The organism is Methylocapsa palsarum (genome assembly GCF_900114285.1).
Classification (GTDB): domain Bacteria; phylum Pseudomonadota; class Alphaproteobacteria; order Rhizobiales; family Beijerinckiaceae; genus Methylocapsa; species Methylocapsa palsarum.
The window spans coordinates 56,247-83,242 of record NZ_FOSN01000005.1 but is presented as its reverse complement, the minus strand read 5'-3'; the positions used below and the strand labels follow the sequence as shown (position 1 = coordinate 83,242).

The following is a 26,996-nucleotide window of genomic DNA, read 5'->3' as shown; positions in this document are numbered from 1 at the left end:
TGTGAAAGCCTGCCGAAGCTGCGGAATTTAGAGAGAAACTGTAAACATGCTCGACTCGATGCGCGCGGCGACGCAAAGCTGGATCGGCCGCGGCCTGATGGCTATGGTTATGGGGCTCATCATCTTGAGCTTCGTCATCTGGGGCATCGGCGATATTTTCCGGGGATTTGGAGCCGGCGGCCTCGCGAAGGTCGGCTCCGTCGAAATCACCGCGGCGGAGTTCCGCGACGCCTACCAGAGCGAACTGCTTCGCATGCAAAGGCGGGCCCGGCGCAATATTACGCCTGCGGAAGCCCGCAAGTTGGGCCTCGACCGGCAGCTTCTGTCCCGGCTCGTCAGCGAGGCCGCGCTTGACCAGCAGGCGCAAAAGCTCGGCCTCGCCGTCAGCGACAAGGACATCACGAAAGCGATCATGAACGATCCCTCGTTCAAAGGTCCGACCGGCCGCTTCGACAAGCAGAAGTTCGAACAGCTTCTCCGCGACAACGGATTCACTGAAAAAACCTTTGTGCGGGAACAGCGCAGTTCCTTGTTGCGCAGCGAAATCGCCGACGCCTTGACCTATGGGCTTGAGATTCCCAAGGCGATGCTCGCCGCCATCCATCGCTTTCAGGCGGAAGTCCGGAGCGCGGATTATATGGAACTTCCGGTTGCGGGCGTCTCCGTCCCCGCTCCCTCGCCGGACCAGCTTCAGAGCTATTTCAACGATCGTCGCGCGTCGTTCGCGACGCACGAATATCGCGATCTCGTTGTTTTAACGCTGACTCCGGCCCTGATCGCAAAACCCGACCAGATAAGCGACGCCGACGCGCAAAAGCGCTACGACGAAGTCAAGAACGAGAAGTTCGGATCCCCGGAAAAGCGCGCCGTCGAGCAGATCTTATTCCCTGACGAGGCCGCCGCTGCGCAGGCGCGCGCCAGAATCGGCGCCGGGACGAGCTTCGACGCAATCCTCAAAGAAAAAAATCTGACCGCCAAGGACGCCAGTCTCGGAACCGTCGCCCGCGACGGACTGGTCGACAAGAACGTCGCCGACGCAGCTTTCGCCCTCGCGCAAGGCGAGGTCAGCGGGCCGGTCAAGGCGCAGTTCGGCACGGTGCTGGTCCGGGTTACGAGCATCGTTCCCGCCAGCCTCAAACCTTTTCCGGAGGTTTCGGCCGAGCTGAAGCGCGAAATTGCGGCGCAGCGGGCGCGGACGGAGGTTGATCGGCTCCATGATGCGATCGAGGATCAGCGCGCATCCGGCAAGTCCTTGACGGAAGCCGCAAAAGGCGCGGGTCTCGAGCCGCGAATCGTCGCCTCCGTCGATGCGGCCGGGCTGAACCCTAAGGGCGCCGATTCGGCGTCCGGTCTTGAGAATCGCGCTCCGCTTCTGAAAGCGGCCTTCGCCTCGGATGTCGGCGTCGACAACGACACATTGAGGGTTCCGGCCGGAGGCTATCAATGGTTCGAGGTCGCGAAAACCGACAAGGCCCGCGAGAAGACCCTTGAGGAAGTGAAGCCTGAGGTCGAAAAGGCGTGGCGCGACGACGAAACGGCGAAGCTGATGGCCGCGAAAGCCGACGAATTGGTCAAGAAGATAAACGCCGGCGAAACGTTGGCGGCCGTCGCCGCGGCCGAAGGCAATGTCAAAGTGAAGCATGTCGCCAACATCAAGCGGACCGGAGCCGAGGGACTTCCGGTCAACATAACGCCGCGTATTTTCGACACTCCCGTTCGGGGAGCGGGGTCGTTCCGGACCGACGACGGCGGTCGCATCCTGTTTCAAGTCGTCGATTCTGTCGTATCGCCGGTCGATTACGAGAGCGCGGATCTCGTCGCGGTCAAGGATACGGTGAAAGGCGGCCTCATCGACGATGTGCTGGCGGAATATCTGGCGAAGCTCGAGGATGAACTCGGCGTCAAGGTCAATGCGGCGGCGTTCGCGGCGGCCGGAGGCGGCTCGAACGAGCCCGCCGATCTTGCCGATTGAGCGCTATGGATCACCTCTCGCGCGAGTCCTTCGCTAAGAGCTACGCAGTTGGCGAGGCGCGTCTTTTGTCGACGCGACTCGTCGCCGATCTCGAAACGCCGGTCTCGGCTTTTTTGAAACTGTCCGCCGGACGGAACGGACGTCTCTTCCTTCTGGAATCGGTCGAGGGCGGAGCCGCGCGCGGCCGCTATTCCATGATCGGCCTCGACCCGGACATCATTTGGCGCGCCTTCGGCGGCGCCTGCGAAATCAATCGGCGCGCGCTGATTGATCCCGATGACTTCACACCTTGCGCCGAGCCTCCGCTGAAAGCATTGCGCGCGCTCATCGCGGAATCGCGGATCGGAGCGAGCGATGACCTGCCGCCGATGGCGGCGGGCGTTTTCGGCTACCTCGGCTACGACATGGTGCGCCAGATGGAGCGCCTTCCCGCCGAAAAATCCGATCCGATCGGCGCCCCCGACGCGATGATGATGCGCCCGACCGTGATGGTCGTTTTCGACGCGGTCAGGGACGAGATCGTTGTCGTCACCCCGCTGCGGCCGTCGCCGGAGACGACGTTTTCCGCCGCGTATGACAGCGCCTGCGAGCGCATAGAGGCCGTCGCCGCGATTCTGGACTCTCCCCTCGCCGCCCAAATCCTGCCCGCGGACCCTTATCTTAAAGCCGCCGCGCCGGTGTCGAACACGTCCGAGGCGCGCTTTCATGAGATGGTCGGAAGCGCCAAGGACTATATCCGCGCAGGAGACATCTTGCAGGTCGTTCTGTCGCAACGTTTTTCGGCGCCCTTCGCCCTGCCCGCCTTCGCCCTCTACCGCGCGCTGCGGCGGATCAACCCGTCGCCATTTCTTTGTTATCTCGACTTCGGCGCCTTTCAGATCGTCTGCTCCAGTCCGGAAATTCTGGTGCGGGTGAGCGGCGGAAAAGTCACCATCCGTCCAATCGCCGGGACGCGCTGGCGCGGTCAGACAAGGCTCGAGGATGAAGAACTCGCCAAGGATCTGCTCGGCGACGAAAAGGAATGCGCCGAACATCTGATGTTGCTCGATCTCGGCCGCAACGATGTCGGACGCGTGGCGCAGATCGGATCAGTTCAGGTGACGGAAAAATTCGCCATCGAGCGCTACAGCCATGTCATGCACATCGTCTCGAACGTTGAAGGCAGGCTCAAATCCGAGCATGACGCGATCGACGCGCTCTGCGCCGGGTTTCCCGCGGGCACGGTGTCGGGAGCGCCGAAAGTGCGCGCGATGGAGATCATCGACGAACTCGAAACCGACAAACGCGGAATTTATGGCGGCTGCATCGGTTATTTCGGCGCCTCGGGCGAGATGGACACCTGCATCGTTCTGCGCACCTCGATCGTCAAGGACGGCATGATGCATGTGCAGGCGGGCGCCGGCGTCGTCTACGATTCAGTCCCCGCCGCGGAGCAGCGCGAATGCGTCAACAAGGCGCAAGCTTTGTTCCGCGCCGCCGAGGAAGCCGTCCGCTTCGCGACGAGACCGAAGCGCGGGCAGTAATAGCGCTGCTCAAAGCGGACCCAATGATCTCCAGCACCAGATCGTTGTTGTCCCGGGAACGAGATCGCGGGGCAGCCGCGCGGCCCAGATAGGGGAGGATGGTTCGCCCGGACCCCAGGGTTTGATGAACGCGGCGTTGCCCGTATAGCTCCTCGATGGCCTCCTGCGCCAAAGGCGATCCAAGCAACTGGCCTGCGGTCGGTCATAGCGCCCCCTTCCCATTTGCGGGATCGCCTTAACCTCTACGATTCCCTTGCAAAAAAATACGACAGAGCCGGTTGGCTCCCCAGGTCCGGGGCGGCTGATCTTTCTTGACCTTGGCTCGCGCGGGGCCCAAAACAGCGCACCAACGATCATAAGCGCCCATGACCGCGATCACATTCATCGACAATTACGATAGCTTCACCTGGAACCTGGTGCATTGCCTGGGGTCTCTTGGCGCGGATGTCGCCGTGCACCGCAATGATCGCGTCAGCGTGGCGGAGGTGATGGCGGCGAAGCCTGATGCGATCGTGCTCTCGCCTGGCCCGTGCCGCCCGCAGGACGCTGGAATCTGCCTCGACCTGATCGAGGCCGCGGGAGCGTCGATTCCGATCCTTGGAGTTTGCCTTGGGCATCAGGCGCTCGGCGAGGCTTATGGCGGCGAAGTCGTCCGTGCGCCAAGTCCCGTTCACGGCAAGATCGCATCTGTCGAACATCAGGGCCAGAGCGTGTTTCGCGGTCTCAACGGGCCCTTCCACGCGGTCCGCTACCATTCGCTGGTGGTGCGCGCCGAGACGATGCCAGACGTCCTGTGCGTGACGGCGACGACCGACGGACTTGTGATGGGGCTTTCGCACAAGACTTATCCCGCGCACGGCGTTCAATTTCACCCCGAAAGCATCGCGTCAGAACATGGGTCCCGGATTTTCGCGAATTTTCTGGATCTGGCCGCGCAATGGAACAAGACCGCACGCCAGGCGGGATATTGAACTCCCCGGGTATTGGGATCTGATATGGACGCGTTCAAACCTCTCATCGGCAAAGTCGCGACAGGCGCCAGCCTGACCGAGGCCGAGGCGAAGACGGCGTTCGAGCATATTTTTTCGGGCGAACCCACTCCGGCCCAGATCGGCGGCTTCCTCATGGCGCTGCGGGTGCGCGGCGAAACGGTCGAGGAAATCACCGGCGCCGTCGCGGCGCTGCGGGCCCGGGCGCTGACCGTCGCCGCGCCACCGGAGACGATCGACATCGTCGGCACCGGCGGCGACGGCCATTCGACCTACAATGTCTCGACGCTGGCGGCGTTGATTGTCGCGGCCTGCGGCGTTCCCGTCGCCAAACATGGCAACCGCGCGGCGTCCTCAAGATCGGGATCGAGCGATGTGCTTGCCGCCCTGGGGGTCCGCACAGGCCTTTCGCCCGCGCATGTCGAAGCCTGTATCCGGGAGGCGGGCATCGGCTTCATGACTGCCCAGACTCATCACGCGGCCATGCGGCATGTCGCGCCAGTCCGCGCCGATCTCGGGACGCGCACGATTTTCAATATGCTGGGTCCGCTCGCCAATCCCGCGAACGTGAGGCGGCAGATGCTGGGCGTGTTCGCGGCGCGCTGGCTCGACCCATTGGCGCGCGTTCTCCGCAATCTCGGCGCCGAAAAAGTCTGGCTTGTCCATGGCTCGGACGGTCTCGACGAGGCGACGACGACGGGTCCGACCTTCGTCACCGCGCTGGAAAACGGAGTGATCCGCTCCTTTGAAATTACCCCCGAGGCGGCAGGGCTGCCGCGGGCGAAGCTCGCTGATCTCATCGGCGGCGATCCGGCGGCCAACGCGAAGGCCCTGCTATCGGTCCTAGACGGACAGCCCTCGGCCTACCGCGATATCGCAGTCTTCAATGCGGCCGCGGCGCTGGTCATCGCCGGGAAAGCCGCCGACCTGCGGGAAGGCGCCGTATTGGCGGCGACGGCGATCGACGATGGACGCGCGTCAGCGATTCTGGCGAAACTTGTGGAAGTCTCGAACAGCGCGCATGCATGCGAGGAGGCGGCGATGATGTCCGTTGCGGCAGGCTCTACATGACCGATATTTTAAAGACTATTGAAATTTATAAGCGCCGCGAAATCGCGCAGGCGAAAGTCCGGATGCCGTTTCAGACCCTCGAGCGCAAGGCGCATGATCACGATCCGCCGCGCGGTTTTGTGCGCGCGATCGAGGCCAAACGGGATTCGGGGCATATCGCGCTGATCGCCGAAATCAAGAAAGCCAGTCCGTCGAAAGGCCTCATCCGGGCGGATTTCGATCCGCCGGCGCTGGCGCGGGCCTACGAACAAGGCGGCGCGGCCTGCCTTTCCGTGCTCACCGACAAACCTTCGTTCCAGGGCGATCTTCCCGATCTCGACGCCGCCCGTGAAGCGACGCATTTACCCTGTCTACGCAAAGACTTCCTTTTCGATCCTTATCAGGTTTATGAGGCTCGCGCACATGGCGCCGATTGCATCCTCATCATCATGGCGTGCGTCTCCGATGACGAGGCGAGCGCCTTGACGCGAGCCGCACACGATCTTTCCATCGATTTTCTTGTCGAGGTGCACGACGAGGCGGAACTCGCGCGCGCGCTGCGCCTCGAATCAAGGCTCATCGGCGTTAACAATCGTGATCTGCGTACTTTCAAGACGTCGCTCGACGTCTGCGAAAGGCTGGCTGAAAAAATTCCGGCGGACCGGATCATCGTCGGCGAAAGCGGCATCCACACGCATCAAGACTGTGTGCGATTGCAATCGCATGGGATTTCGACCTTTCTTGTCGGCGAAAGCCTGATGCGTCAGGACGACGTGGCGGCGGCGACTCGGGATCTTCTCCTTGGTCCGCCTCCAGCGCGCGCTCACGGCGGCCACGCCGCCCAGTAAACCGCTCGAACAGAAGTCCTCATGCCGGACCTCACACATCTTTCAAACACCGGCGAAGCCGACATGGTCGACGTGTCCGGCAAAGCCGCGACCGAGCGCGTCGCCGTCGCCGAGGGCCGGATCGTCATGCGGCGGGAAACACTTGAACTGGCACTATCGGGAAACGCCAAGAAGGGCGACGTTTTCGCCGCCGCTCGCATCGCGGGGATCATGGCCGCCAAAAAAACCCACGAATTGATTCCCCTTTGCCACCCATTGCTTTTGACCAAAGTACGGGTTGATCTCGAGCCTGATGCGGCGCTGCCTGGCATTCGGGTCCGGGCGATGGCGAAAGTCGCGGGCCAGACCGGCGTCGAAATGGAAGCGTTGACAGGTGTTTCGGTCGCCTGCCTCACGCTTTACGACATGTTGAAGGCGGTCGACCGGGACATGCGCATCGAGGGGATCGCCGTCCTCGCAAAGAGCGGCGGCCGGTCGGGCGACTGGACGCGGGACCAGGCGTCGGGTTGATGAAGCGCGAGGGGCTGCTCTCCGTCGCTGAGGCGCGCGAACGCATTCTCGCGGGCGCCGCTCCGTTCCATCCGGCCGAATCGGTCGGTCTGACGCAAGCCTTGCATCGGATTCTCGCCAGCGACCTGTCCGCGAACCTCACGCAGCCGCCTTGCGCCGTGTCGGCGATGGACGGCTATGCCGTACGGTCGGCCGATCTCGCCAGCCTCCCGGCGCGCCTTAAGCTCGTCGGCGAGAGCGCCGCCGGGCATGGATTCGACGGGCGGGTCGGGCCTCTCGAGACAGTGCGGATCTTTACCGGCGCGCCGGTTCCCGATGGCGCCGATGCGATCCTAATGCAGGAATACGCCTCCGCTGAAGACGCGGACGTTGCGCCTTTACGAACTGTCGCCAGGGGCCAGTTCGTGCGCGCGAGGGGCCTTGATTTCACCAAGGGGGAAGTTTTGCTCCGGGCCGGGACCCGTCTGGGCCCGTCGCAGATTGCGCTCGCGGCCGCGATGAACCATCCGAAGATTCCGGTGACGCGCCGTCCGCGGGTCGCGATCCTCGCCACGGGCGATGAACTGGAGCCGCCCGGAACGGAGCTTTCTTCGCGCCAGATCATAGCGTGCAACTCCTTCGCCGTCGCCGCGATCGTCGCCACCGCAGGGGGAGAACCGATCGATCTTGGCATTGCCCGCGACGAGGCCGGAGCGGTCGAGGCCGGGATCAGGGCCGCCCGCGACGCCGGCGCCGATGTTCTTGTGACGCTGGGCGGAGCTTCCGTCGGAGACCACGATCTCGTCAAGAAAGCGCTCGCCAGCGAAGGCATGGCGCTGGACTTCTGGCGGGTCGCGATGCGGCCGGGCAAACCCTTGATCCACGGACGCCTTGGATCCATGGCGATTCTCGGTCTGCCCGGCAATCCGGTGTCCGCCATCATCACCAGCATGCTGTTTCTCGCGCCGCTTGTGCGGGCTTTGGCCGGAGACGCCAAAGCTCGGATCGGCCAATGTGAACCGGCGGTGCTGGGCGCCTTTGTCCGCGCCAATGATTCGCGCGAGGATTATCTGCGCGGCTCGCTCGCCGTGAGCGCCGACGCCCTCCCCGTCGCAACGCCGTTTGAAGCGCAGGATTCCTCGCTGATGGGGCTGCTCGGCCGCGCCGATTGCCTCATCATTCGTCCTCCCTTTGCGCTGGAAGCGGCGGCCGGCGAACACTGCCAGATCCTCAGGGCGCCGTGACGGCGTTCCGGGCCGTTTTGGCCCCGGGGAATGAAACCGCGGAGGAATTCCTCCATCTGTCCGTTTCAAAAACGGATGTCGAGAAACATTCATGTTGCTGCAGCGCAATTGACAAAAAAATACCCTTGCTTCAGTTTTAGTGTGGCTTGTAAGCGCTACTGAGTCGGTTGAGGGCGCTGCAAGACTCGGATGATCCCCGAAGAGGAGGCGAAGACGCCCCTTAAGAGAAGGCGCCCCTTAAAAGAAGGCACTCCTTAAGAGAAGGCGCCCCTCGACTAAGAGAAGACGTTTCCTCGAATGAAGAGCGGCGTGTGACAGGCCCGCCCAAAAGCGCCTCAAACAGCGTTTCCGCGAAAAACACCGTAGCCTTTCCCCGAAAGACCGATCACCGGTCGAAATCCCCTTCCTTAAATTGAAATTGGAATCCGACATGAATCTCTCACAACGCCTCACCGCGGAATTTCTTGGCACATTTTGGCTCACGTTCGGGGGGTGCGGCAGCGCGGTGCTGTCCGCCGCGTATCCGCAATTGGGGATCGGTTTCGCCGGCGTCGCGCTGGCGTTCGGCCTCACGGTTCTGACCGGCGTTTACGCCTTCGGAAATATTTCGGGCGGCCATTTCAACCCGGCGGTGACTGTCGGCCTTTGGGCGGGAAAGCGGTTCTCCGCGAGCGACGTGCTGCCGTATATTGTCATACAGGTCGCTGGCGCCATCGCCGCCTCGGTCGCCCTTTACGTCATCGCCAAGGGCAGCCCTGAATTCAAGCTCGGCAATTTTGCGGCGAACGGGTACGGTGAATTGAGCGCGGGGCATTACTCATTCGTCTCGGGCATGTTCATGGAAATCTTGCTCACATTCTTCTTCTTGATCATCATCCTGGGCGCGACGTCGCCGCGCGCGCCTGCTGGCTTCGCCGGACTTGCGATCGGCCTGGCTTTGACGCTGATCCATCTCATTTCGATTCCGGTGACGAACACCTCGGTCAATCCGGCTCGCAGCACCGGCCCGGCGCTGATCGTGGGCGGCGCTTACCTCAAGCAACTCTGGTTCTTCTGGGTCATGCCGATCGCAGGCGGCTGGCTCGCGGGCATTGTCGGCCGCACTCTCTACAAGGCGCCGAAATAGCCGCTTTGGACGCCGTATTCTTTGAAAGGCTGAACATCGCCATTGCGGTGTTCAGCTTTTGGCCCGAAAATCGCTCCTGCTTTTTACGTTGCTTATCCAGGGATTGAAGCAAAAGTCTGCGGGATTGGAGAAAAAGTCCGCTTGGCCTCGCTGGATGAATGCTCGACAGGCCTCGCGAGTTTATTATACTTACTCGACCGGGAAACGAGACTTTGAAAATGGACCTGCGGGCCAACGTGATCGAGGCGATCGGACAGACGCCTCTTATCAAACTCAAGCATGCGTCTGACGCGACCGGCTGCGCCATTTACGGCAAGGCGGAATTCATGAATCCCGGCGGGTCCGTTAAGGATCGCGCCGCGCTTTCCATCATTGAGGACGCCATCCGGCGCGGCGCATTGAAGCCCGGCGGGCTTATCGTCGAGGGCACCGCAGGCAACACGGGGATAGGCCTCGCCCTCGTCGCCAATGCTCTCGGATTCGGAACCGTCATCGTGATCCCGGACACGCAAAGCCAGGAGAAAAAGGATCTCCTGCGCCTCCAGGGCGCCGAATTGATCGAGGTTCCCGCGGTTCCTTATTCAGACCCGAACAATTACGTCAAACTGTCCGGACGTCTCGCGGAAAAACTCGCCAAGCAACATCCCGCGGGCGCGATCTGGGCCAATCAATTCGACAATATCGCCAATCGTCAGGGCCACATCGACACGACCGGCCCTGAAATCTGGGATCAGACGAACGGCGCGATCGATGGCTTCGTCTGTGCCGTCGGCACTGGCGGCACGCTCGCCGGCGTCGGGATGGCCTTGAAGGCCAGGAACAGCAACGTCAAAATCGCGATCGCGGACCCGTTCGGCGCGGCGCTCTATTCGTTTTACACCAAGGGAGAGCTTTCCTCCTCCGGCTCATCGATCACCGAGGGTATCGGCCAGGGGCGGATCACCGCCAATCTCCAGGATGCGCCCGTCGATTGCGCCTATCAGATCAGCGACGAAGAGGCGTTGCCGATCGTCTTCGATCTCGCCGAACATGAAGGATTGCTGCTGGGAGGCTCCTCCGGCATTAACGTCGCCGGGGCCATCCGGCTCGCGAAAGATCTTGGGCCCGGGCACACGATCGTGACCATCTTGTGCGATTCCGGCGCGCGTTATCAGTCGAAGCTCTTCAATCTCGAGTTTCTGCGCTCGAAAAATCTTCCCCAGCCGGAATGGCTGCAACGGAAGGTTTCGGTTTCCGCCGAGTTCGCCTGAAGCCAGACCCCTTACGTTCAGTCGTCAGGACTTGTCGTATCGTCGGCGGCCGAGAGCGGCTCCACGGCTTCGGTTTCCTCAAGCGGATCCTCGTCGGGACTGAGACTGGCGTCATCGGAGGGCTGCGGGATCCCAAAGCTCTGCGGAAGCCTGCCGTCGAAGAGACCGGCCGCTTTCAGTTCATCGAGCCCGGGCAGATCGGCGATGGCCTCCAACCCGAAATGGATCAGAAACGCCTCGCTGGTTCCATAGGTGATCGGGCGCCCTGGGGCGCGCCGGCGCCCCCGCAGCCGCACCCATCCAGCCTCGACGAGGACGTCGAGGGTTCCCTTGGAAATGGCGACGCCGCGGATATCCTCGATTTCCGCGCGGGTCACCGGCTGGTGATAGGCGACGATCGCCAATGTTTCGAGCGCCGCGCGGGAAAGCCGTTTCGGTTCGCCCGCGCCGCTCGACATCAGCCACGACAGGTCCGCCGCCGTCCGGAACATCCATTTGCCGCCGGCCCGGACGAGATTAACGCCGCGCACGCTATACGCGGCCCTCAAGTGTTCGAGCACCGCGGAGGCGGCGGCGCCGCGCGGAAGCCGCTTCTCGATGTCCTGTTCGCTCAAAGGCTCCGAGGCCGCAAAAAGGAGCGCTTCGGCGATGCGCATGGATTCCGCCAGCACCGCACCGGCGTCGGCCGGGGCGTCTTCCACGGAACGATCGCTTTCCTGATCAGGAAATAATCTGGCGAGGTCCGCCAAGCGAAGTCTCCTTTCCGAAGTCGTTGTCCGGCGCGCTTTCTTCGTCGGTCCGGCCGTTCCGTTTGATCCACAGCGGCGCGAAGGGTCCGTCCTGCCTTATCGCGATCGCGCCTTCGCGCACCATTTCCAGCGAAGCCGAGAGCGTCGACGCCCTGATCGATCGACGTAATTCCGGGGTCGCGCCGTAATCGGCGATAAAAGAATCGAGGTCGAGCCAGTCGAGTGCATATCCGGTGAATTTCTCGAGTTCGTCGCGGGCCCTCGCAAGCGACCAGACGAAACGCTGTTTCATAACGACGCGTTCGAGCGCATGCTTCTGACGGCGCTGCGAATAAGCGGACAGAAGATCAAAAAGGCTGACGCGCCAGAGCGCCGCGCCCGAGGCGTTGACCGGTTCGGGTTGGCCGCGCAGGAAAATATCGCGACCGATTCTTGGCCGGTTGACCAGCATGTCGGCGGCCGCGCGAATCGCCTCGAGGTGGCGCAGACGAATTTGCAGCGCTTCAGCAAGCTCCTCGGCGGCCGGTTCGCCGTCCTTCTTCTCCTGCGGTAGAAGCAGCCGCGATTTGAGATAGGCGAGCCAAGCCGCCATCACGAGATAGTCCGCCGCGAGTTCAAGCCGCAAACTCCGGGCGGCCTCGACGAAGTCTAGATATTGCTCGGCGAGGGCCAGAACGGAAATCTTGTGTAGATCGACTTTTTGTCTGCGCGCCAGATCCAGCAAAAGATCGAGCGGCCCCTCAAAGCCTTCGACATCGACGACGAAGGACGTCTCCGCTTCGGCCTCGGGCGCCGCTTGCGCAAAACCAAATTCCACGAGACGGCCTCCTTCGCGAAACCAGCGCCGCGCCACGCGAAACAGTGACGGGATCTCGCGCTCATCGCAAGCCGGCTTTCGCGTCTCGCGCGAAGATCCACAGCGTTCTAAGCCGTTGCGGCCTCGCTGTCGGGCTTACATCTCTCGACATAAGCCAGAGCCGCCGCCGTACGGATTGAAGGCGGCGGCGATCATCAACTCACAAATCGACCCGTTCAGTTCTTGGCGACGAAACAGGCTCCCCCGCCGCCTTGAATTTTTTGACACAGAGCAGTCGCGCCCTCTTTCGACAAATTTCCGACGCGCACCCGATAGACTGTCTTGGAGCCGCTTGCGGCCTTATGGATCGAGGGGTGGAAGCCGGCGAGTTCGCCGCCGAATTTCTTCATGAGGCGAATCTGGACATCACGGGCCTCCTGCTCGGATTCGGGGGCCGCCAGCTGCACGGCATAGGTTCCTGCGCCCACCGGACTGGATTGCGCTTGGTTGGCTTCAGCCTGAGCGTCGGCCACCTGGACTGGCCTTGCCCTTTGAGCGGGCTGGGCGGCCTCGGCTTCGGCCGGCTTCGGCGTCATCGTCACACGCGCCGTTGTTTTCGGCGTGGCGGCCTTGACCGGAGGAGCGGGCGCATGCGCGGCGCCCGGCGGCGTCGCCTGAATGGGCGCCGGACGGGCGTTCGGCAGCAGCGTGCCGTCTGGACGAACGGATACGGTCTTGACCTTCTTGGGCTCGATCAGACCGGCAATGCTGAGGTCGCCGTCGGAACGGGGCGCCGATTGCGGCTGAGCATTGGCGACAGGAACGCCCGCCGCGCCGGGCGGGAGCGCGTTGTATTGACCCTTTGCGCCATTCAAAGTTATGACCCGGGCGGTTTTTTCCGGCGCCTGCGACAAATCCACTGGCTGTTCGGCGTTGTTCACGAGCGCGACCGCCGAGGATTGAGAACTTCTGTCGATGATCGAGGCGTCCTGAACGGGAACCTCTCCTCCCGGCGCCGCTTCAGGCTGAATTTTAGCCGGACCGCTGGCCGCCTTGATCGTGGCGACCTCGGTGGGCGCGGTAACGCCGCCCTTGATGACGAAGCTGGCCGCGATGACGGAAATTCCCGCGACGATGATGGCCGCCATGAGATAGAGCGGGCGCCTCGACCGTTCTTCCTCGTCAGGGCCTTCAGCCGGAAACTGGGGCGCTTCCAGAGCGTCCGCATAATCCCAATGCCCCGGTTCGTCGGCGGTGTCGTGGAATTCGTGCGGTTCGTGAAGATCCGGCGAATGATACTCCGACGCGCGTCCAGGTTCGGAATATCCCATCGCCGCATCGCGTCCCGCAGCGCCCAGAAGCCCGGCTTCGATCGCGGCGAAATCGCCTCCCATCAACGGGTCGCGCCCGTTGGCGTCATGGGAACGCTCGTCCCATGATTGAACTGGACGGCGGCCCTGGGCGGCGAATACGCCCTTGTAGGGATCTTCCTGAGGACCAACAAGGCGGGCAAGCTCGGAGAGAGGATCGGTGTCCTTGTGCTCGCCTGAGCCGGGCTGGCGCAGGCGCCGCTCGAATTCGTCAAGATCGATCATCGGTCGACGTTTTACAACTGGCTCGGCCATACTGTCTTTACTCCTGACACAGGGGACGCTTACGCAATATTCCCGACAGCCGCAGACTTCTCGAACTCAAGGGCGGTCATAAGCGCCTGCCGAGCGGTTTCGAACCGCGAATTATCGCATTTCCGCGGGAGCGCTCACACCCAAAATGCCGAGACCGCTGGCTAGAATCGCCGCCGCCCCTTCGACCAACGCCAGCCGCGCCATGGTTAAAGATGGCTTGTCTTCATTAAGAAATCGTAATTGCGGCTGATCTTTGCCACGGGTCCATTGCGAATGCAGGGTCGACGCCAGTTCATAGAGGTAGAATGCGAGACGGTGCGGTTCGTGCGCGAAAGCGGCCGATTCGACGACCCTCGGAAATTGAGCGATCAGCCGCACAAGATCGCGCTCCCCCGCATCTTCAAGAAGATCGAAGTTCGCCGAGACGAGGGACGGAATTGACGTATCAATGTCGGGCATTGCTGTATGTGCTTGGCGAATAACAGACTTTGCTCTTGCATGGGCATATTGGACGTAGAATACCGGGTTTTCTTTCGACTGTTCGATCACCTTTGCAAGATCGAACTCCAAAGGCGCGTCATTCTTGCGAAAAAGCATCATGAAGCGGACGGCGTCGACGCCGACCTCATCGACGACTTCCCGCAACGTGACGAAGTCTCCGGAGCGTTTTGACATTTTGACGATCGCGCCGTCGCGCATCAGTTTGACCATCTGACACAGCTTGACGTCGAGGATCGCCTTTTTGTCCGAGAGAGCTTCGACCGCGGCGCGCATGCGTTTGACATAGCCGCCGTGATCAGCGCCCCAGACGTCGATCAGAACCGTATAGCCCCGGTCAATCTTCAATTTATGATAGGCGATGTCAGACGCGAAATACGTGTACGAGCCGTCCGATTTCATCAGCGCCCGATCGACGTCGTCGCCAAAATCGGTCGATCTGAACAATGTTTGTTCGCGATCTTCCCAGTCTTCGGCCGCCTGGCCCTTTGGCGGCGCGAGCCGGCCCTCGTAGACAAGGCCCCGCCGTCGCAGTTCCGCGATCGCCGCCGCGATCTGATCGCCCTCGGCGCCGCGGGTCAGCGATCTTTCCGAAAAAAACACCTCGTGCTCGATGTTCAACGCCGCCAGATCGGCGCGGATCATCGCCATCATGCCGTCGACAGCTTCGGCGCGGACGTCCTCGAGCCAATCGCTTTCCGCGCGATCAACGAGGGCCTCGCCATGAGTTCTGGAGAGCGCTTCGCCGGTCGCCTTCAGATAATCGCCGGGATAGAGTCCCTCCGGGATCTCGCCGATGTCCTCGCCCAAAGCCTCGCGGTAACGCAAATGAGCGGACCTGGCGAGGACATCCACCTGCGCTCCGGCGTCGTTGATGTAATATTCGCGCGTGACTTTCTGGCCGGCGAATTCGAGAAGATTGGCGAGGGCGTCGCCGAAGACGGCCCCACGGCCATGACCAACGTGCATCGGGCCTGTCGGATTGGCCGAAACATATTCGACATTGACCTTGAGCTTCGAAGTGCGCTCCGGCGGCCGTCCGAACGCGGCCCCCTCGGTCAGCGCGGCCTGCAACACGCGAGAAAAAACCGCCGGCTTGAGACGGATATTGATAAAGCCCGCTCCGGCGACCTCCGCCTCGGCGACGCCGGGCGCTTCCGCGAGGGCGACCGCGATTTCCACCGCGAGCTGCCGCGGACTGGAAAAAAACGCTTTCGCCTCCTTCGCATAGACCATGGCCGCGTTGACGGCGAGGTCGCCATGCGCAGGGTCACGCGGCGGCTCGACCACGAATCGTGAAAGATCGAGATCGGCGGGAAGACGTTGGCTCGCGACGATGGTTTGCAGAATCGAAGCGACGAGATCATGAAATTCGGCGAACAGGTTCATTCCGGCCTACTCAGGGAAAAAGGCCTCCGCTGCGGCGGGACGCCCTTTCTCCCGGTTCAGAAACCACGTGAAATCAAAGTTTTAGTCCGCCGCCACAGGGGCGAGGAATGCGCGCTCTAACGCAAATCCGGAGCCTCGTCAAAAAGTCTCCGATGTTCGAGAATTGCGTATCTGTCGGTCATCCCCGCAATGTAATCACAAATCGCGCGCGCGCGTCCCCTCGAACCGATTTCGAAATCCGCCGCTGCCCGCGCCCAGTTGGACGGCATCTCGTCCGGAGCTTTCATAAACCGGTGAAACAGGTTGCAAATGACCTCGTTCGCCTCGGTCCGAACGCGATTGAGGCGCGGATGCCGATAAAGATTTTCAAACAGAAACTCCTTGATCGTCCGCTCGACGTTAACCATCGGCTCCGAGGATGCGATCACAGGCCGCGCCATGGCGCGAACGGCGTCGGCGCTGGCGGCGCCGCTCGCGGCGAGTCTGCGGCCGCTTTCATCGATCGCATCTTCGATGAACGATGTGAGAAGCCGCCGGACAAGTTCATGAACGACGCGGACAGGCTCGAGATCCGGGTTCAGTCTGCGGATTTCCGCTTTGATCTCCGCCAGGAATTCCACCCCGCCGCCGATCTGCTCTAGATCAAGGAGGCCGGCGCGAAGACCGTCGTCGATGTCATGCGCATTATAGGCGATGTCGTCGGCCAGCGCCGCGACTTGCGCCTCCGCGCTGGCGAATTTCGAGAGTTCGAGATCGACCGCCGCGTTGAACTCGACAATAGCGCTCGGCAAACCCCGTTTCGCATGAACAGGCAGCGGCGCGCCATCCGGGCGCAGCAAGGGTCCGTTGTGCTTCACAAGACCTTCGAGGGATTCGAAGGTCAGGTTGAGACCGTCGAACCCAGCATAGCGGCGCTCGAGCCTCGTGACGATCCGCAGCGCCTGCGCATTATGGTCAAAGCCGCCGTAAGGCTCCATCAGCGCGTCCAGCGCATCCTCGCCGGCATGTGCGAAGGGTGTGTGCCCGAGGTCGTGCGCCAGGGCGAGAGCTTCGGCGAGATCGTCGTCCAGCCCGAGCGATCGGGCGATCGAGCGCGCGATCTGGCCAACTTCCAGCGAATGGGTGAGCCGCGTGCGATAATGGTCGCCTTCATAAGGAACAAAGACCTGCGTCTTATGGGCGAGGCGGCGGAACGCGGAGGAATGGATAATGCGGTCGCGGTCCCGCTGAAACTCGGATCGCGACCTCGATGGAGGCTCGGCGAACACTCGTCCGCGACTTCGCGCCGCATCGGCGGCATAGGGCGCGCGCGCCATCCGCAAGTCCAGTGCGCCCATGAGAGTCGTTCCAGGTTAAGCTTATATTGCCGTGACAAGCCGTCCGACATATGTTCCTTTGAGGAGAACGAGGCAAGTCGGCGGCGCTGACCGCTGACGGCGGGCTACCGCCGCATATCGAGTCGAGGTTTCAAATGAGCGAAACGGCCGTCGAATCACCCGTCGAACTGACGGAAAAAGCCGCGCGCCGCATCGTCGAGATCCTGAAGAGCGAACCCCGGGGTTCGGCATTGAGGATTGGCGTCGATGGCGGCGGGTGTTCCGGGTTCACCTACACCTACAACATTACCGCGAGCCGTGAGGAGGATGATCTGATCCTCGATCGCGACGGCGCGGTCGTGCTGGTCGATCCGGTCTCGCTGGAATTTCTGAAAGGCTGCCGGATCGATTTCGTCGATGATCTGATGAGTCGGATGTTCAAGATCAGCAATCCCGCCGCCACCGCTTCGTGCGGATGTGGATCAAGCTTCGCGGTCTGAGTTCTAGTTCATCGGACAAATCAGCTGCTGCTGGCCCGTCGCATTCGGCCCCTGGAGCGCTTTCCGATCGCATGAAGTCATGCGATCGATCAGAAACCGCTCCAGAGCGAAAAGCTTGAGCATATTCTTGTCGATTGGATTGATTCAATCCGATCGGAATATGCTCTAGCTCGCAAGCCCGCCGGTCTTGCGAGGAAGCTTTACGAGCTAGGTAGCCTTGTGAGCTTGGACGGCTTCCTAGTCGAGTGCTCTTGCGAGCCCCGAGGCCGGAGCCAAACGCGCTCGGTCACGAGGCGGTTTTGTTTGGTCGGAGTGGCGGGATTCGAACCCACGACCCCTAGTCCCCCAGACTAGTGCGCTAACCGGGCTGCGCTACACTCCGACTCATGGCCTTATAGAGAAAGCCTCCGGCAATCGCAACGCCGCGCCGACGAGTTCCTCCACTTACGACGCAAAGACTTTCAGGACTGGCGCGCCCCGGTCAAAATCTGCTCGCATTCGTCGAGATCGATCAGAATGCGTCGCAGGCTTTCGATCGCCGAAGAGTTCAGGACCGGCGCATCGCCCCGAGGCGTATCGGCCGCAAACGGCTGGCTGGGGAGAGTCGATTGAAAGAGCGGCAGATCGTGCTCGTCGGGCACCGCTGGCGCGCTTTCCATGTCGGGAGAATTCAATCCGGCGCCCTCGTCCGGCGCGTCAGAAATTATGGAAGCGACGACGCGGACGCCCTGCTCTTTCAGAATTTTCTGGACGCCTCTGATCGTATAGCCTTCACCATAAAGCAGGTGTTTGACGCCACGCAGAAATTCGACATCATTCGGCCTGTAGAAACGGCGCCCTCCAGCCCGTTTCAGCGGCTTGATCTGTGGAAACCGCGTCTCCCAGAACCGAAGGACGTGCTGCGGAAGATCGAGTTCTTCCGCGACCTCGCTGATGGTCCGAAACGCATCAGGACTCTTCTGCATCGGATCGGCTCCTTTGAGCGACCTTAGCTCCAAAACAGAGCCGTGGCTGCTTCTCGAGACTCCGCGACGGGACGATCCGCAATTGAGCGAACAGCGGACGCTCCGCGAAAGACCCGCATTCCGCGCCTAGAGTTCTTTCCGATCGCATGAAGTCATGCGATCGATCAGAAATCGCTCCAGAGTCAAAAGCTTGAGCATAGTCTTCTCGATTGGATTGATTCACTCCAATCGGAATAGGCTCTAGCAATCCTCGTCGGGCGTCGCTTGTCCGTTGACGCGCGCCTTCAGCACGCTGGAGGGTTTGAACACTAGAACACGGCGTTGAGTGATCGGAACTTCGATGCCGGTCTTCGGATTGCGGCCGATCCGTTCCGACTTGGCGCGCACGACAAACGATCCGAATGAAGAGAGTTTGACGGCTTCGCCCCCCGCCAATGTGTCGGCCAGTTCATTGAGAACCGTCTGAACCAGCGAGGCCGATTCCTTGCGGGACAGGCCGACGCATCGGTACACCGCTTCGGCAAGGTCAATCCGCGTGACGGTCCTCGGGCTCAGGCTTCCGAGACCGTCGACAACATGACTCACTGGCGAAACTTTAGTATCGGCGCCAGGCACAGTTCCAAACTTGGTCATTCCGCAATCTCGATGATCTGCCCCATCAGCAATCGGGACGGCAAGGACGCCGGCCTGCGAACTGACCTTTAGGTATGAAACTCTTGTCAGTGGGGACGATATTCCATCTTAATATACGGCACTCTTTTAATATACCACTTTAACTACGGCTGTGGCCGCCGGAAAGCGTCATCCCCCTAATATTGGCCGGAACTTTGGAGCATTCGTTGTTTCAAATCAAGGCGTATTCCGAAATCAGCCTTGCGCTTTTGCGCGGCGGACCAGCCGAGGATTTCCATGTGGGACGCCAGCCGCCGGACTTCATGAAGCAGTGGATTGGAAAAATAACATTCACCTACGTCAAACTTGCAAGATTTTACTAAAAAGCGACGAGCATTTAAGAAAGCAAAGGCGTAAGACGTTTTGGCCGCAAACATCTGCCCCGCTCACCCTTAACTCTTTTCGCCTCCCTGAATGTCAGACAGATCAAGATCTCAAATCCGGCCGCTTCCAAGCGTGATATTCGCCTCACGCTGGCTTCAAGCGCCGCTCTATCTCGGCCTGATCGTCGCGCAATGCGTTTACGTGGTTCGCTTCGTCAGGGAACTGTCCCACCTCGTCTCGCACGCGACCTCGATCAGCGAACAGCAGATCATGCTCGCGGCGTTAGGATTGATCGACGTCGTGATGATCTCGAATCTGCTGGTGATGGTGATCATCGGCGGCTATCAGACTTTCGTCTCGCGGCTCGGCCTCGGCGACCATCCTGATCGTCCCGAATGGCTCGGACACGTCAACGCCAACCTTCTGAAGATCAAGCTCGCTATGGCGATCATCGGCATATCGTCCATCCATCTCTTGCGGACCTTCATCGAAGCGAGCGCCCTCGGGACGCCCGACGCGACGGTCACGGAGACCGGCGTCATGTGGCAGACGATCATCCACACGGTCTTTATCATATCGGCGATCGGGATCGCGTATGTGGATCATCTGTCGGCGACGGACAGTCACCGAGCAGTCATGGATCTAGACTGAGATCTAAACTGACGCCTACCAGCGGATCAGCGCGGACGCCCAGGTAAAGCCGCCGCCCATGGCTTCGATCATGACGAGGTCGCCTTTTTTGATCCGCCCGTCGTCCCGGGCCACCGTGAGGGCGAGAGGGATAGAGGCGGCCGACGTGTTGCCATGCAGATCAACCGTGACGACGACCTTTTCCGCCGCGATGCCAAGCTTTTCCGCCGAAGCGTCGATGATGCGCCGGTTGGCCTGATGCGGCACAAACCAGTCGAGTTGCTGCGCGGTCGTGCCGGTCGCCGCGAACGCCTCGGTCACGACATCTGCGACCATGCCTACCGCGTGACGAAAGACCTCCCTGCCCGCCATTCGTAAATGTCCGGTCGTTTTCGTCGAGGAAGGGCCGCCGTCGACATAAAGCTTTTCGCGGTGCCGGCCGTCGGACCGCAGGTGCGACGTCAGCACGCCCCGGTCGTCCGCGGAGCCGCTTGAGTGTTGCGCCTCGAGGACGATCGCGCCAGCCCCGTCCCCGAAGAGGACGCAGGTCGTCCGATCCTTCCAATCAAGAAGCCTCGAAAACGTCTCCGCTCCGATCACGAGGGCGCGCTTGTGCGAACCGGAGATCAAAAACTTGTCCGCCGTCGCAAGGGCGTAGACGAAGCCGGAGCAGACCGCCTGCATATCGAAAGCGGCGCCATGAAACATCCCGAGACTCGCCTGGATTTGCGTCGCGACCGCCGGAAAAGTGTAGTCGGGCGTCGCCGTGGCGACGATGACAAGATCGAGATCGGATCCGGTCAGACCCGCGTCGGCGAGCGCCGCCCGGGCGGCGTTGAAGCCAAGGACAGAGGTCGGTTCGTCCTCGGCGGCGACATGGCGCTGCTTGATTCCGGTCCTTTGCACGATCCATTCGTCGGTCGTGTCGAGGGATTTTTCCAGATCGACATTGCTGACGATTCGTTTCGGTAAATAGGACCCAAGTCCCACGACGACGGAGCGAAGCTTGCCTGGCGTTGAATTGTTCACGGACCGGTCCATAAATGAATTGGGCGCGTCTGGGATCGCGCGGCGCGGATTATGATTTGTCGGCCGCCAGCAGTTTCGGCGGGGACAGGTTTTCCGCGTGCGAAAGAGCCAGCGACTCCCTGATTTTGCTCAAGAGGTCGTGACGCGCCATGTTGTAGGCGATCTCGATTGCGTTCGCGGTTCCAACCGCGTCTGAACTTCCGTGACTTTTGATCACGATCCCGTCAAGGCCAAGAAACGTTCCTCCGTTGACGTTGCGCGGGTCGAGTTTTGCTCTCAATTCCGCGAAGGCTTTTCGGGCGAACAGATAGCCGATCTTGGAGAACATGTCGCGTCCAAGCGCTTCGCGCAGCCATTGCCCGATCTGGGTCGCGGTGCCTTCCGCGGTCTTGAGCGCTATATTGCCGGCAAAGCCTTCGGTGACCACGACGTCCACAGTTCCCTTACCGATGTCGCCGCCTTCCACGAAGCCGTAATAATCAAGGTTAGGGAACGCGTTCTGGCGCAGCATCCGCGACGCGGTCTTCACTTCCTCGATCCCCTTGATTTCCTCGGAGCCGATATTCAAAAGGCCGACGTGGGGACGCTCGACCGCAAGAACGATCCGCGCCATCGCCGATCCCATAATGGCGAGGTTGACGAGATGCTGCGCGTCCGCGCCGATCGACGCGCCGACATCGAGGACAATGGTCCTGCCCTTGATCGTGGGCCAGATCGCCGCCATCGCCGGACGGTCGATATTCGGCATCATATGGAGGCAGGTCTTGGCCATCGCCATCAAAGCGCCGGTGTTGCCCGCCGAAACGGCGACATCGGCCTGAGACTTCTTGACCGCCTCGATCGTCAGCCACATCGACGACGTGCGCCGTCCCGACCGCAGGGCCTGGCTCGGCTTGTCGTCCATCCGGATGGCGACATCAGTGTGAACGAGACTGGAGGTCTTCGCGAGCTGCGCGTAGCTGTCCAGAATCGGCTGGACGACCGTCGCGTCGCCAAAAAACGTAAACCGGATATCCGGACGCCGCTCCAGCGCGCGCGCGGCTCCCGGGATGATCACCTCCGGCCCGTGATCTCCTCCCATCGCGTCGAGAGCGATCCGCACAGGTTTCATCATGGCGTCCCCGCCTCCGGGACGAAGCGTCGGGAGTGGAGGACGGCGGCCGGGGTCGTGTTCGGAATGCGCCACTGGTGGTCCGCTCCGTTCCTGCGGACGGCGTCTTTTCGCGCCTGCGTCGTAGCCAAGACTCTGGTCCTTGATTGGAGCGGGCAAACGAATGTCCAGGCGGCGATCATGTTTTTCTGTTTTGGACCGTCGGGGTCGCGCCGAAACGGCTGCAAGGTAAACACCGGCGAATCCCCTTTGTTCAAGCGTTTTTTTTCGTCCCCGCCAACCAAAATGTTTTCTAGGGCCGCTTTTTTAGAGAGTTTGGATTTAAAGCGACGAAAGAGCTTCGCGCCGCGAAGCCTTTCGCCATGAAGAGGCCATGTCACGAAAACCACGCCGGAAATAAAGCCTTTACTCCTGCGGCTTGAGGTTTCTTAGCACCTCAAAAGGAGAAGTCTCGACTTTTGCCTCTGCGGCAAGGATCGAATCATCGAATTCGACGCCCGGCTTGCGCGGATACGGGTCGAGACTCAGGATCAAAAACTCTTGCGCCAAGGCGCCGAGATCAATCTGGCCGTCGATGATGGGATCCGGAGCGTCTAGGGCCGCCTCGCCCTGCGCGCTCGCGGCGGCGGTCGTGAAATCGGCGTCGATATCCGCGGCGATCTCCGAGGGAAACGGATCGAGCGTGACGACGCAGGTCTGGAGAATAGCGGCCGTCAAGCGCCCGACGACCTTGACGTTCGCGGGATCCAACTTCTGCACCTTGAAGTCGGCTTTGAGCCCCTCAATGTCCACAAGACCGCTGCGTTCCGCGATTGCGGCGCGCTCCGTCGGATCGGCCTCGATCGAAATTTCGAGGCCGGTCTCCGGCACGTCCTCGATGAGGATCGGACGGAAGAAATCGCTCGTCCCGCCCGCCGACGCTCCGCCAGCGGCTTTACCGGAATTTGCATTCGGGCCGCCCTTTGCTTTCATGGCCTCGCCTCGCGATCTGGTCCCGAACACATTTTCTGGCGAACGCCGCGCCTTTTACGGACTTCCCCCGGAAAGCGATAGCCGAATTCTCCTCCCGCGCCAACGGCCAGCGGCCAGCCGGCTTGATCAGAATGCGGCCGGGTCGGGAAACGGAACGGGGCCGGACGTGAAAGCCTGAATCTGCGCGCGTTCAAGCGCGGCGGCGGCAGCCTCGGCGTAGCGCGCGAGGCGATCCCCGCCCGGACGATTGGACAGCACATTTCGCGTCAGAGCGACGGCCAGCGCCTCGTGTCCCGACCGTAGCGCCTGATCGTAGGCGACAGCCCGGCCCTGGAACGATTCCGTAAATGTCTTCATTCGTTTGGGGACGCTCGCGTCGCCCACCCCGCTCTCGCGAAGCCCGGCGTCGAAATGCCTGAACACGGCATCCGCGAGGTCCTGGGCCATGTCGGGACCGGGAGCCTCGATCGCGTTGAGGCGGCGCAACACCAGAGCCGCAAGGAGCGTGAATGCCTCAAACCGGCCATCGAGGCTGTCGTCGATCCCATAATCGGTGAACAGAACAGGATTGCGGGCGGCGGCGACAATGTCGCCATGCAGGCGCTCGATCATGGCTCGATTGGCGGATTTGCGATAGAACGGAAACATCACGTCGGGAGCGTCCAGATTTCGCCCGCTCACGCGACGACGCCGAAACCGGCGACGTCGGAATTTGCATTTTTTCGGGCTGAGGGCTAGGCATCTTGCGCGCGTTACGCGCTTTAAATTGCTCGCGGCGTTGGTTTACATTTATTTACCGGAACATGCAAAAGGTTACGGTCAGGATGAACGATCGTCCCGTCGACCGGCCCGCCTTGCGTCTGGAATGGCTTTGTTATCAGGTTGGTTATCAGGTTGATTATCAGGTTGATTATCAGGTTGATGCCGGGCGCAAAGTCCAAATTCCGGTTGTGCCGTTCGCTCCGGCCAGCGTCGGCCGGGCGAGGCGGCCGACTGCGGGCGTGAGATGAGCTGGAGGTTTGAAGAATGCGGTTCCTAGGCGCGACCCTTGCGGGCGATCGGAAGGCCGGCGTACCAGACTTGCGCTCCGCTGGCCTTAAGCTGGCCCTGGCCGCGGGCATCGCCCTCGGGCTTGGCGGATGCCTTGGCTATGACGGCACTGTGGTTCATGGCTACCAGATCGACCCGAAGGTTGTCGATCAGGTCAAGGTCGGCAGTTCGGCCGAGCAAATTCTCGTTCTCATGGGAACGCCCACGACGACATCCACCGTCGGCGGCGACGCCTGGTATTACATCACCCAGGTCACCGACCGCGGTTTGCAGTTCATGCAGCCTAAGGTGATCGACCAGCGTATCTTCGCGGTCTATTTCAATAAGAACAAAAAAGTCGAGCGCGTCGCCAATTATGGCATGGACGACGGCAAGGTCATCGATTTCGTCTCGCGCACCACGCCCACGGCAGGCGCCGAATCGACCTTCCTGAAGGGCATGTTCCTCAATCTGCTGAAATTCAGCTGATCTTATGCCCGCTGGAGGCCGTGCTCGCCTCCAGCCTCTCCCGAAACGCGGCGCGTCACGCCGCGCCCGCGCCCAGGAGCTGTTCCCGCCGGTTTAATGGGCGAGGACGGCGAGCAGCAGCAAAGCAACGATATTTGTGATCTTGATCGCCGGGTTCACGGCCGGGCCGGCGGTGTCCTTATAGGGATCGCCGACCGTGTCGCCGGTAACCGAAGCCTTGTGCGCGTCGCCGCCCTTGAAGTGCCGGACGCCGTCCTTGTCGACAAATCCGTCCTCGAAGCTCTTCTTGGCGTTGTCCCAGGCCCCTCCCCCGGACGTCATCGAGATGGCGACGAACAGGCCGTTGACGATGACGCCCAAAAGCGAGGCGCCGAGCGCCGCGAAGGCCGAAGCCTTGGAGCCCGAGATGAACAGGATTCCATAATAGACGACCAGCGGCGCGAGCACTGGCAGAAGAGACGGGACGATCATCTCCCGGATCGCCGCTTTGGTCAGCATATCGACGGCGCGTCCGTAATCCGGACGCTCGGTTCCGGCCATGATCCCGGGATGCTCACGAAACTGCCGGCGCACTTCCTCGACGACTGATCCCGCCGCGCGGCCGACGGCCGTCATGGCGATGCCGCCGAAGAGATAGGGGATCATCCCGCCGAAGATCAGTCCAGCGACGACGTAGGGGTTCGAGATGTCGAAGGAAACCGTCCCCATTCCCTTGAAATAGGGGAACGAATCCGGATTCGCAGCGAAATATTCGAGATCGTGGCTGTAGGCGTTGAAGAGCACCAGGGCGCCTAATCCGGCCGAGCCGATGGCGTAGCCCTTGGTCACGGCCTTCGTCGTGTTGCCGACGGCGTCGAGCGCATCCGTGACATGCCGAACCTCCTTGGGCAGACCCGCCATTTCGGCGATTCCTCCCGCGTTGTCCGTCACCGGGCCGAAGGCGTCGAGCGCGACGATCATCCCGGCGATGCCGAGCATCGTCGTCACCGCGATCGCCGTGCCGAACAGGCCCGCAAGCTGGCTCGTCGCGATAATGCCGCCGATGATGACGAGCGCCGGAAGCGCGGTTGATTCGAGCGAGACGGCGAGCCCCTGAATGACGTTCGTGCCATGCCCCGTCACGGAGGCCTGGGCGATGGAGACGACCGGCCGTTTGCCGGTGCCGGTGTAATATTCGGTGATGACGACGATCAGTCCCGTCACGATCAGGCCGACGATCCCGCACAGAAACAGCCGCCAGCCCAGAATCTCGACGCCGTTCACGACGCCGGCGGCGCCCCAGCCGACGGTCAGCGTCGTGGCGATCGCGAGGCCGAGGATCGACAAGAGTCCGGCGGCGATCAGCCCCCGGTAAAGCGCCCCCATGATCGAATTGTTCGCTCCGAGCTTCACGAAATAGGTTCCCGCGATCGAACTGACGATACAGGTGGCGCAGATCGCCAGCGGGAAGAGCATCGCCGCGAAGAGGACAGGCTGATCCGAGAAGAAGATCGAGGCCAGGACCATCGTGGCGACGACGGTCACAGCATAGGTCTCGAACAGATCGGCCGCCATGCCGGCGCAGTCGCCGACGTTGTCGCCGACGTTGTCAGCGATCGTCGCCGGATTGCGAGGATCGTCTTCCGGAATGCCCGCCTCGACCTTACCGACAAGATCGGCGCCGACGTCGGCTCCCTTGGTGAAGATGCCGCCGCCAAGACGGGCGAAAATCGAAATCAAGGACGCCCCGAATCCAAGCGCGACCAGCGCGTCAATCGTCTCGCGGCTGTTGGGCGCGAAACCCTTTGGTCCGATCAGGACGTAAAAATAACCGGCGACGCCAAGCAAAGCGAGGCCCGCCACCAGCATGCCGGTGACCGCTCCGGCCTTGAACGAAATATCAAGGCCCGCGGCCAGCGACTGCGAGGCGGCCTGCGCGGTGCGCACATTGGCGCGGACCGAAACATTCATGCCGATGAAACCAGCCGCCCCGGACAGCACGGCGCCGATCAGAAAGCCATTCGCGATCGTCCAGGACAGGAGAAAGCCGAAGGCCGCGTAGATCACCACGCCGACGAGCGCGATCGTGAGATATTGGCGCTTCAGATAGGCCTGCGCGCCTTCCGCGATCGCAGCGGCGATTTCCTGCATCCGGGCCGACCCCGGGTTTGCGGCGAGAAGGTTCAGCGACGTCACGCCGCCGTAAACGAGCGATAACAGACCCGCCAAAATGATCAGCCAAATCCCAATCATGTCATTCCACCCTGCGGCTTTTTTTGAGGAGCCCGCCGACATTCGGCTTTGGCCGATTTTTCCACGCGAACGGTTGCCCTACGCCGAAGCTTTTGGCAAGGACGCGATTCGCTTGTGGGAGGATCGAGTCTGCTGACCCGCGGCGAAGAAATTCTTTTGAAATCATTCGTGTGACAGAG

Annotated in this window: 26 protein-coding genes and 1 tRNA gene; 14 read left to right on the top strand and 13 right to left on the bottom strand. The window is 61.5% G+C overall.

Annotated features, from left to right (window positions below; all coding sequences use genetic code 11):
• The first annotated feature begins 46 nt into the window (after positions 1-46).
• The 9 genes from BM177_RS07230 to BM177_RS07190 all read left to right on the top strand — a co-directional run bounded on the left by BM177_RS07230 (position 47) and on the right by BM177_RS07190 (position 10,491).
• Positions 47-1,972, top strand: coding sequence for a peptidylprolyl isomerase (locus tag BM177_RS07230; RefSeq protein ID WP_091680512.1), 1,926 nt, complete (start codon positions 47-49; stop codon positions 1,970-1,972).
• Between the two features lie 5 nt (positions 1,973-1,977).
• On the top strand, positions 1,978-3,495 hold the full coding sequence (gene trpE, locus BM177_RS07225) for an anthranilate synthase component I (RefSeq protein ID WP_091680509.1): 1,518 nt from the start codon (positions 1,978-1,980) through the stop codon (positions 3,493-3,495).
• Positions 3,496-3,860: 365 nt separating this feature from the next.
• Positions 3,861-4,466, top strand: a complete 606-nt coding sequence (locus BM177_RS07220) for an anthranilate synthase component II (RefSeq protein WP_091680506.1) — start codon at positions 3,861-3,863, stop codon at positions 4,464-4,466.
• A gap of 24 nt (positions 4,467-4,490) precedes the next feature.
• On the top strand, positions 4,491-5,555 hold the full coding sequence (gene trpD, locus BM177_RS07215; RefSeq protein ID WP_091680504.1) for an anthranilate phosphoribosyltransferase: 1,065 nt from the start codon (positions 4,491-4,493) through the stop codon (positions 5,553-5,555).
• The gene (gene trpC / locus BM177_RS07210; RefSeq protein WP_091680501.1) at positions 5,552-6,382 is read left to right on the top strand and encodes an indole-3-glycerol phosphate synthase TrpC; all 831 of its coding nucleotides are present in this window, start codon (positions 5,552-5,554) and stop codon (positions 6,380-6,382) included. The genes trpD and trpC overlap by 4 nt, the downstream gene beginning before the upstream one ends.
• A gap of 21 nt (positions 6,383-6,403) precedes the next feature.
• The gene (gene moaC, locus BM177_RS07205) at positions 6,404-6,892 is read left to right on the top strand and encodes a cyclic pyranopterin monophosphate synthase MoaC (protein ID WP_091680499.1); all 489 of its coding nucleotides are present in this window, start codon (positions 6,404-6,406) and stop codon (positions 6,890-6,892) included.
• Positions 6,892-8,115, top strand: coding sequence for a molybdopterin molybdotransferase MoeA (locus BM177_RS07200; RefSeq protein ID WP_091680497.1), 1,224 nt, complete (start codon positions 6,892-6,894; stop codon positions 8,113-8,115). Before moaC ends, BM177_RS07200 begins: the two co-directional genes overlap by 1 nt.
• 430 nt (positions 8,116-8,545) lie before the next feature.
• The gene (aqpZ, locus tag BM177_RS07195; protein WP_091680852.1) at positions 8,546-9,241 is read left to right on the top strand and encodes an aquaporin Z; all 696 of its coding nucleotides are present in this window, start codon (positions 8,546-8,548) and stop codon (positions 9,239-9,241) included.
• Between the two features lie 218 nt (positions 9,242-9,459).
• Entirely contained in the window at positions 9,460-10,491 is a 1,032-nt protein-coding gene (locus BM177_RS07190; protein WP_091680495.1) for a cysteine synthase A, read from the top strand.
• A 17-nt stretch (positions 10,492-10,508) separates the two neighbouring features.
• On the opposite strand, the gene scpB is transcribed toward BM177_RS07190, so the two are convergent.
• The 5 genes from scpB to BM177_RS07165 form a co-directional block, all read right to left on the bottom strand.
• Positions 10,509-11,240, bottom strand: coding sequence for an SMC-Scp complex subunit ScpB (gene scpB, locus BM177_RS07185; protein WP_425284377.1), 732 nt, complete (start codon positions 11,238-11,240; stop codon positions 10,509-10,511).
• The gene (locus BM177_RS07180; RefSeq protein WP_091680846.1) at positions 11,212-12,057 is read right to left on the bottom strand and encodes a segregation and condensation protein A; all 846 of its coding nucleotides are present in this window, start codon (positions 12,055-12,057) and stop codon (positions 11,212-11,214) included. The genes scpB and BM177_RS07180 overlap by 29 nt, the downstream gene beginning before the upstream one ends.
• 215 nt (positions 12,058-12,272) lie before the next feature.
• A complete protein-coding gene (locus tag BM177_RS07175) occupies positions 12,273-13,661 on the bottom strand; it encodes an SPOR domain-containing protein (RefSeq protein WP_091680492.1) in 1,389 nt (462 codons plus the stop codon).
• 111 nt (positions 13,662-13,772) lie between these two features.
• Entirely contained in the window at positions 13,773-15,548 is a 1,776-nt protein-coding gene (gene argS, locus BM177_RS07170; RefSeq protein ID WP_091680489.1) for an arginine--tRNA ligase, read from the bottom strand.
• A gap of 116 nt (positions 15,549-15,664) precedes the next feature.
• On the bottom strand, positions 15,665-16,885 hold the full coding sequence (locus BM177_RS07165; protein ID WP_091680487.1) for a deoxyguanosinetriphosphate triphosphohydrolase: 1,221 nt from the start codon (positions 16,883-16,885) through the stop codon (positions 15,665-15,667).
• Positions 16,886-17,019: 134 nt separating this feature from the next.
• Between BM177_RS07165 and BM177_RS07160 the strand changes: the two genes are divergently transcribed.
• On the top strand, positions 17,020-17,364 hold the full coding sequence (locus tag BM177_RS07160; protein WP_091680484.1) for a HesB/IscA family protein: 345 nt from the start codon (positions 17,020-17,022) through the stop codon (positions 17,362-17,364).
• A 304-nt stretch (positions 17,365-17,668) separates the two neighbouring features.
• Here the strand turns inward: BM177_RS07160 and BM177_RS07155 are convergent.
• The 3 genes from BM177_RS07155 to BM177_RS07145 form a co-directional block, all read right to left on the bottom strand.
• Positions 17,669-17,746: transfer RNA gene (locus BM177_RS07155), tRNA-Pro, on the bottom strand.
• A gap of 79 nt (positions 17,747-17,825) precedes the next feature.
• Complete coding sequence (locus tag BM177_RS07150; RefSeq protein WP_091680482.1) at positions 17,826-18,329, bottom strand: MerR family transcriptional regulator; 504 nt, start codon at positions 18,327-18,329, stop codon at positions 17,826-17,828.
• 240 nt (positions 18,330-18,569) lie between these two features.
• Entirely contained in the window at positions 18,570-18,884 is a 315-nt protein-coding gene (locus BM177_RS07145; RefSeq protein WP_091680843.1) for an integration host factor subunit alpha, read from the bottom strand.
• Between the two features lie 284 nt (positions 18,885-19,168).
• Here BM177_RS07145 and BM177_RS19970 point away from each other — a divergent pair, with 284 nt between their 5' ends.
• The gene (locus BM177_RS19970; RefSeq protein WP_175492524.1) at positions 19,169-19,324 is read left to right on the top strand and encodes a hypothetical protein; all 156 of its coding nucleotides are present in this window, start codon (positions 19,169-19,171) and stop codon (positions 19,322-19,324) included.
• A 91-nt stretch (positions 19,325-19,415) separates the two neighbouring features.
• Positions 19,416-19,976 carry a TIGR00645 family protein gene (locus BM177_RS07140; RefSeq protein WP_091680480.1) on the top strand — a complete coding sequence of 187 codons (561 nt, stop codon included), beginning with the start codon at positions 19,416-19,418 and terminating at the stop codon, positions 19,974-19,976.
• 15 nt (positions 19,977-19,991) lie between these two features.
• Here BM177_RS07140 and BM177_RS07135 read toward each other — a convergent pair whose 3' ends face one another.
• The 4 genes from BM177_RS07135 to BM177_RS07115 all read right to left on the bottom strand — a co-directional run bounded on the left by BM177_RS07135 (position 19,992) and on the right by BM177_RS07115 (position 23,748).
• Positions 19,992-20,996 (bottom strand): beta-ketoacyl-ACP synthase III, encoded by a 1,005-nt coding sequence (locus tag BM177_RS07135; RefSeq protein ID WP_091680478.1) that lies wholly within the window; start codon positions 20,994-20,996, stop codon positions 19,992-19,994.
• 37 nt (positions 20,997-21,033) lie between these two features.
• The gene (gene plsX, locus BM177_RS07130) at positions 21,034-22,098 is read right to left on the bottom strand and encodes a phosphate acyltransferase PlsX (RefSeq protein ID WP_091680476.1); all 1,065 of its coding nucleotides are present in this window, start codon (positions 22,096-22,098) and stop codon (positions 21,034-21,036) included.
• Between the two features lie 402 nt (positions 22,099-22,500).
• Positions 22,501-23,067, bottom strand: coding sequence for a YceD family protein (locus BM177_RS07120; protein ID WP_091680471.1), 567 nt, complete (start codon positions 23,065-23,067; stop codon positions 22,501-22,503).
• Between the two features lie 126 nt (positions 23,068-23,193).
• Positions 23,194-23,748 carry a ubiquinol-cytochrome C chaperone family protein gene (locus tag BM177_RS07115; protein WP_244532186.1) on the bottom strand — a complete coding sequence of 185 codons (555 nt, stop codon included), beginning with the start codon at positions 23,746-23,748 and terminating at the stop codon, positions 23,194-23,196.
• Positions 23,749-23,891: 143 nt separating this feature from the next.
• Here BM177_RS07115 and BM177_RS07110 point away from each other — a divergent pair, with 143 nt between their 5' ends.
• Positions 23,892-24,077, top strand: coding sequence for a hypothetical protein (locus tag BM177_RS07110; protein WP_091680469.1), 186 nt, complete (start codon positions 23,892-23,894; stop codon positions 24,075-24,077).
• Between the two features lie 16 nt (positions 24,078-24,093).
• Positions 24,094-24,585, top strand: a complete 492-nt coding sequence (locus BM177_RS07105) for an outer membrane protein assembly factor BamE (RefSeq protein ID WP_091680466.1) — start codon at positions 24,094-24,096, stop codon at positions 24,583-24,585.
• 93 nt (positions 24,586-24,678) lie between these two features.
• Here BM177_RS07105 and BM177_RS07100 read toward each other — a convergent pair whose 3' ends face one another.
• The gene (locus tag BM177_RS07100; RefSeq protein WP_091680838.1) at positions 24,679-26,817 is read right to left on the bottom strand and encodes a sodium-translocating pyrophosphatase; all 2,139 of its coding nucleotides are present in this window, start codon (positions 26,815-26,817) and stop codon (positions 24,679-24,681) included.
• Positions 26,818-26,996 lie beyond the last annotated feature (179 nt).

Coding starts and splice junctions, on each gene's coding strand:
- BM177_RS07230 (WP_091680512.1), top strand. CDS start 47: ATGCTCGACTCGATGCGCGCGGCGACGCAAAGCTGGATCGGCCGCGGC.
- trpE (WP_091680509.1), top strand. CDS start 1,978: ATGGATCACCTCTCGCGCGAGTCCTTCGCTAAGAGCTACGCAGTTGGC.
- BM177_RS07220 (WP_091680506.1), top strand. CDS start 3,861: ATGACCGCGATCACATTCATCGACAATTACGATAGCTTCACCTGGAAC.
- trpD (WP_091680504.1), top strand. CDS start 4,491: ATGGACGCGTTCAAACCTCTCATCGGCAAAGTCGCGACAGGCGCCAGC.
- trpC (WP_091680501.1), top strand. CDS start 5,552: ATGACCGATATTTTAAAGACTATTGAAATTTATAAGCGCCGCGAAATC.
- moaC (WP_091680499.1), top strand. CDS start 6,404: ATGCCGGACCTCACACATCTTTCAAACACCGGCGAAGCCGACATGGTC.
- BM177_RS07200 (WP_091680497.1), top strand. CDS start 6,892: ATGAAGCGCGAGGGGCTGCTCTCCGTCGCTGAGGCGCGCGAACGCATT.
- aqpZ (WP_091680852.1), top strand. CDS start 8,546: ATGAATCTCTCACAACGCCTCACCGCGGAATTTCTTGGCACATTTTGG.
- BM177_RS07190 (WP_091680495.1), top strand. CDS start 9,460: ATGGACCTGCGGGCCAACGTGATCGAGGCGATCGGACAGACGCCTCTT.
- BM177_RS07175 (WP_091680492.1), bottom strand. CDS start 13,661: ATGGCCGAGCCAGTTGTAAAACGTCGACCGATGATCGATCTTGACGAA.
- argS (WP_091680489.1), bottom strand. CDS start 15,548: ATGAACCTGTTCGCCGAATTTCATGATCTCGTCGCTTCGATTCTGCAA.
- BM177_RS07165 (WP_091680487.1), bottom strand. CDS start 16,885: ATGGGCGCACTGGACTTGCGGATGGCGCGCGCGCCCTATGCCGCCGAT.
- BM177_RS07160 (WP_091680484.1), top strand. CDS start 17,020: ATGAGCGAAACGGCCGTCGAATCACCCGTCGAACTGACGGAAAAAGCC.
- BM177_RS07150 (WP_091680482.1), bottom strand. CDS start 18,329: ATGCAGAAGAGTCCTGATGCGTTTCGGACCATCAGCGAGGTCGCGGAA.
- BM177_RS07140 (WP_091680480.1), top strand. CDS start 19,416: ATGTCAGACAGATCAAGATCTCAAATCCGGCCGCTTCCAAGCGTGATA.
- BM177_RS07135 (WP_091680478.1), bottom strand. CDS start 20,996: ATGGACCGGTCCGTGAACAATTCAACGCCAGGCAAGCTTCGCTCCGTC.
- plsX (WP_091680476.1), bottom strand. CDS start 22,098: ATGATGAAACCTGTGCGGATCGCTCTCGACGCGATGGGAGGAGATCAC.
- BM177_RS07120 (WP_091680471.1), bottom strand. CDS start 23,067: ATGAAAGCAAAGGGCGGCCCGAATGCAAATTCCGGTAAAGCCGCTGGC.
- BM177_RS07110 (WP_091680469.1), top strand. CDS start 23,892: ATGAACGATCGTCCCGTCGACCGGCCCGCCTTGCGTCTGGAATGGCTT.
- BM177_RS07105 (WP_091680466.1), top strand. CDS start 24,094: ATGCGGTTCCTAGGCGCGACCCTTGCGGGCGATCGGAAGGCCGGCGTA.
- BM177_RS07100 (WP_091680838.1), bottom strand. CDS start 26,817: ATGATTGGGATTTGGCTGATCATTTTGGCGGGTCTGTTATCGCTCGTT.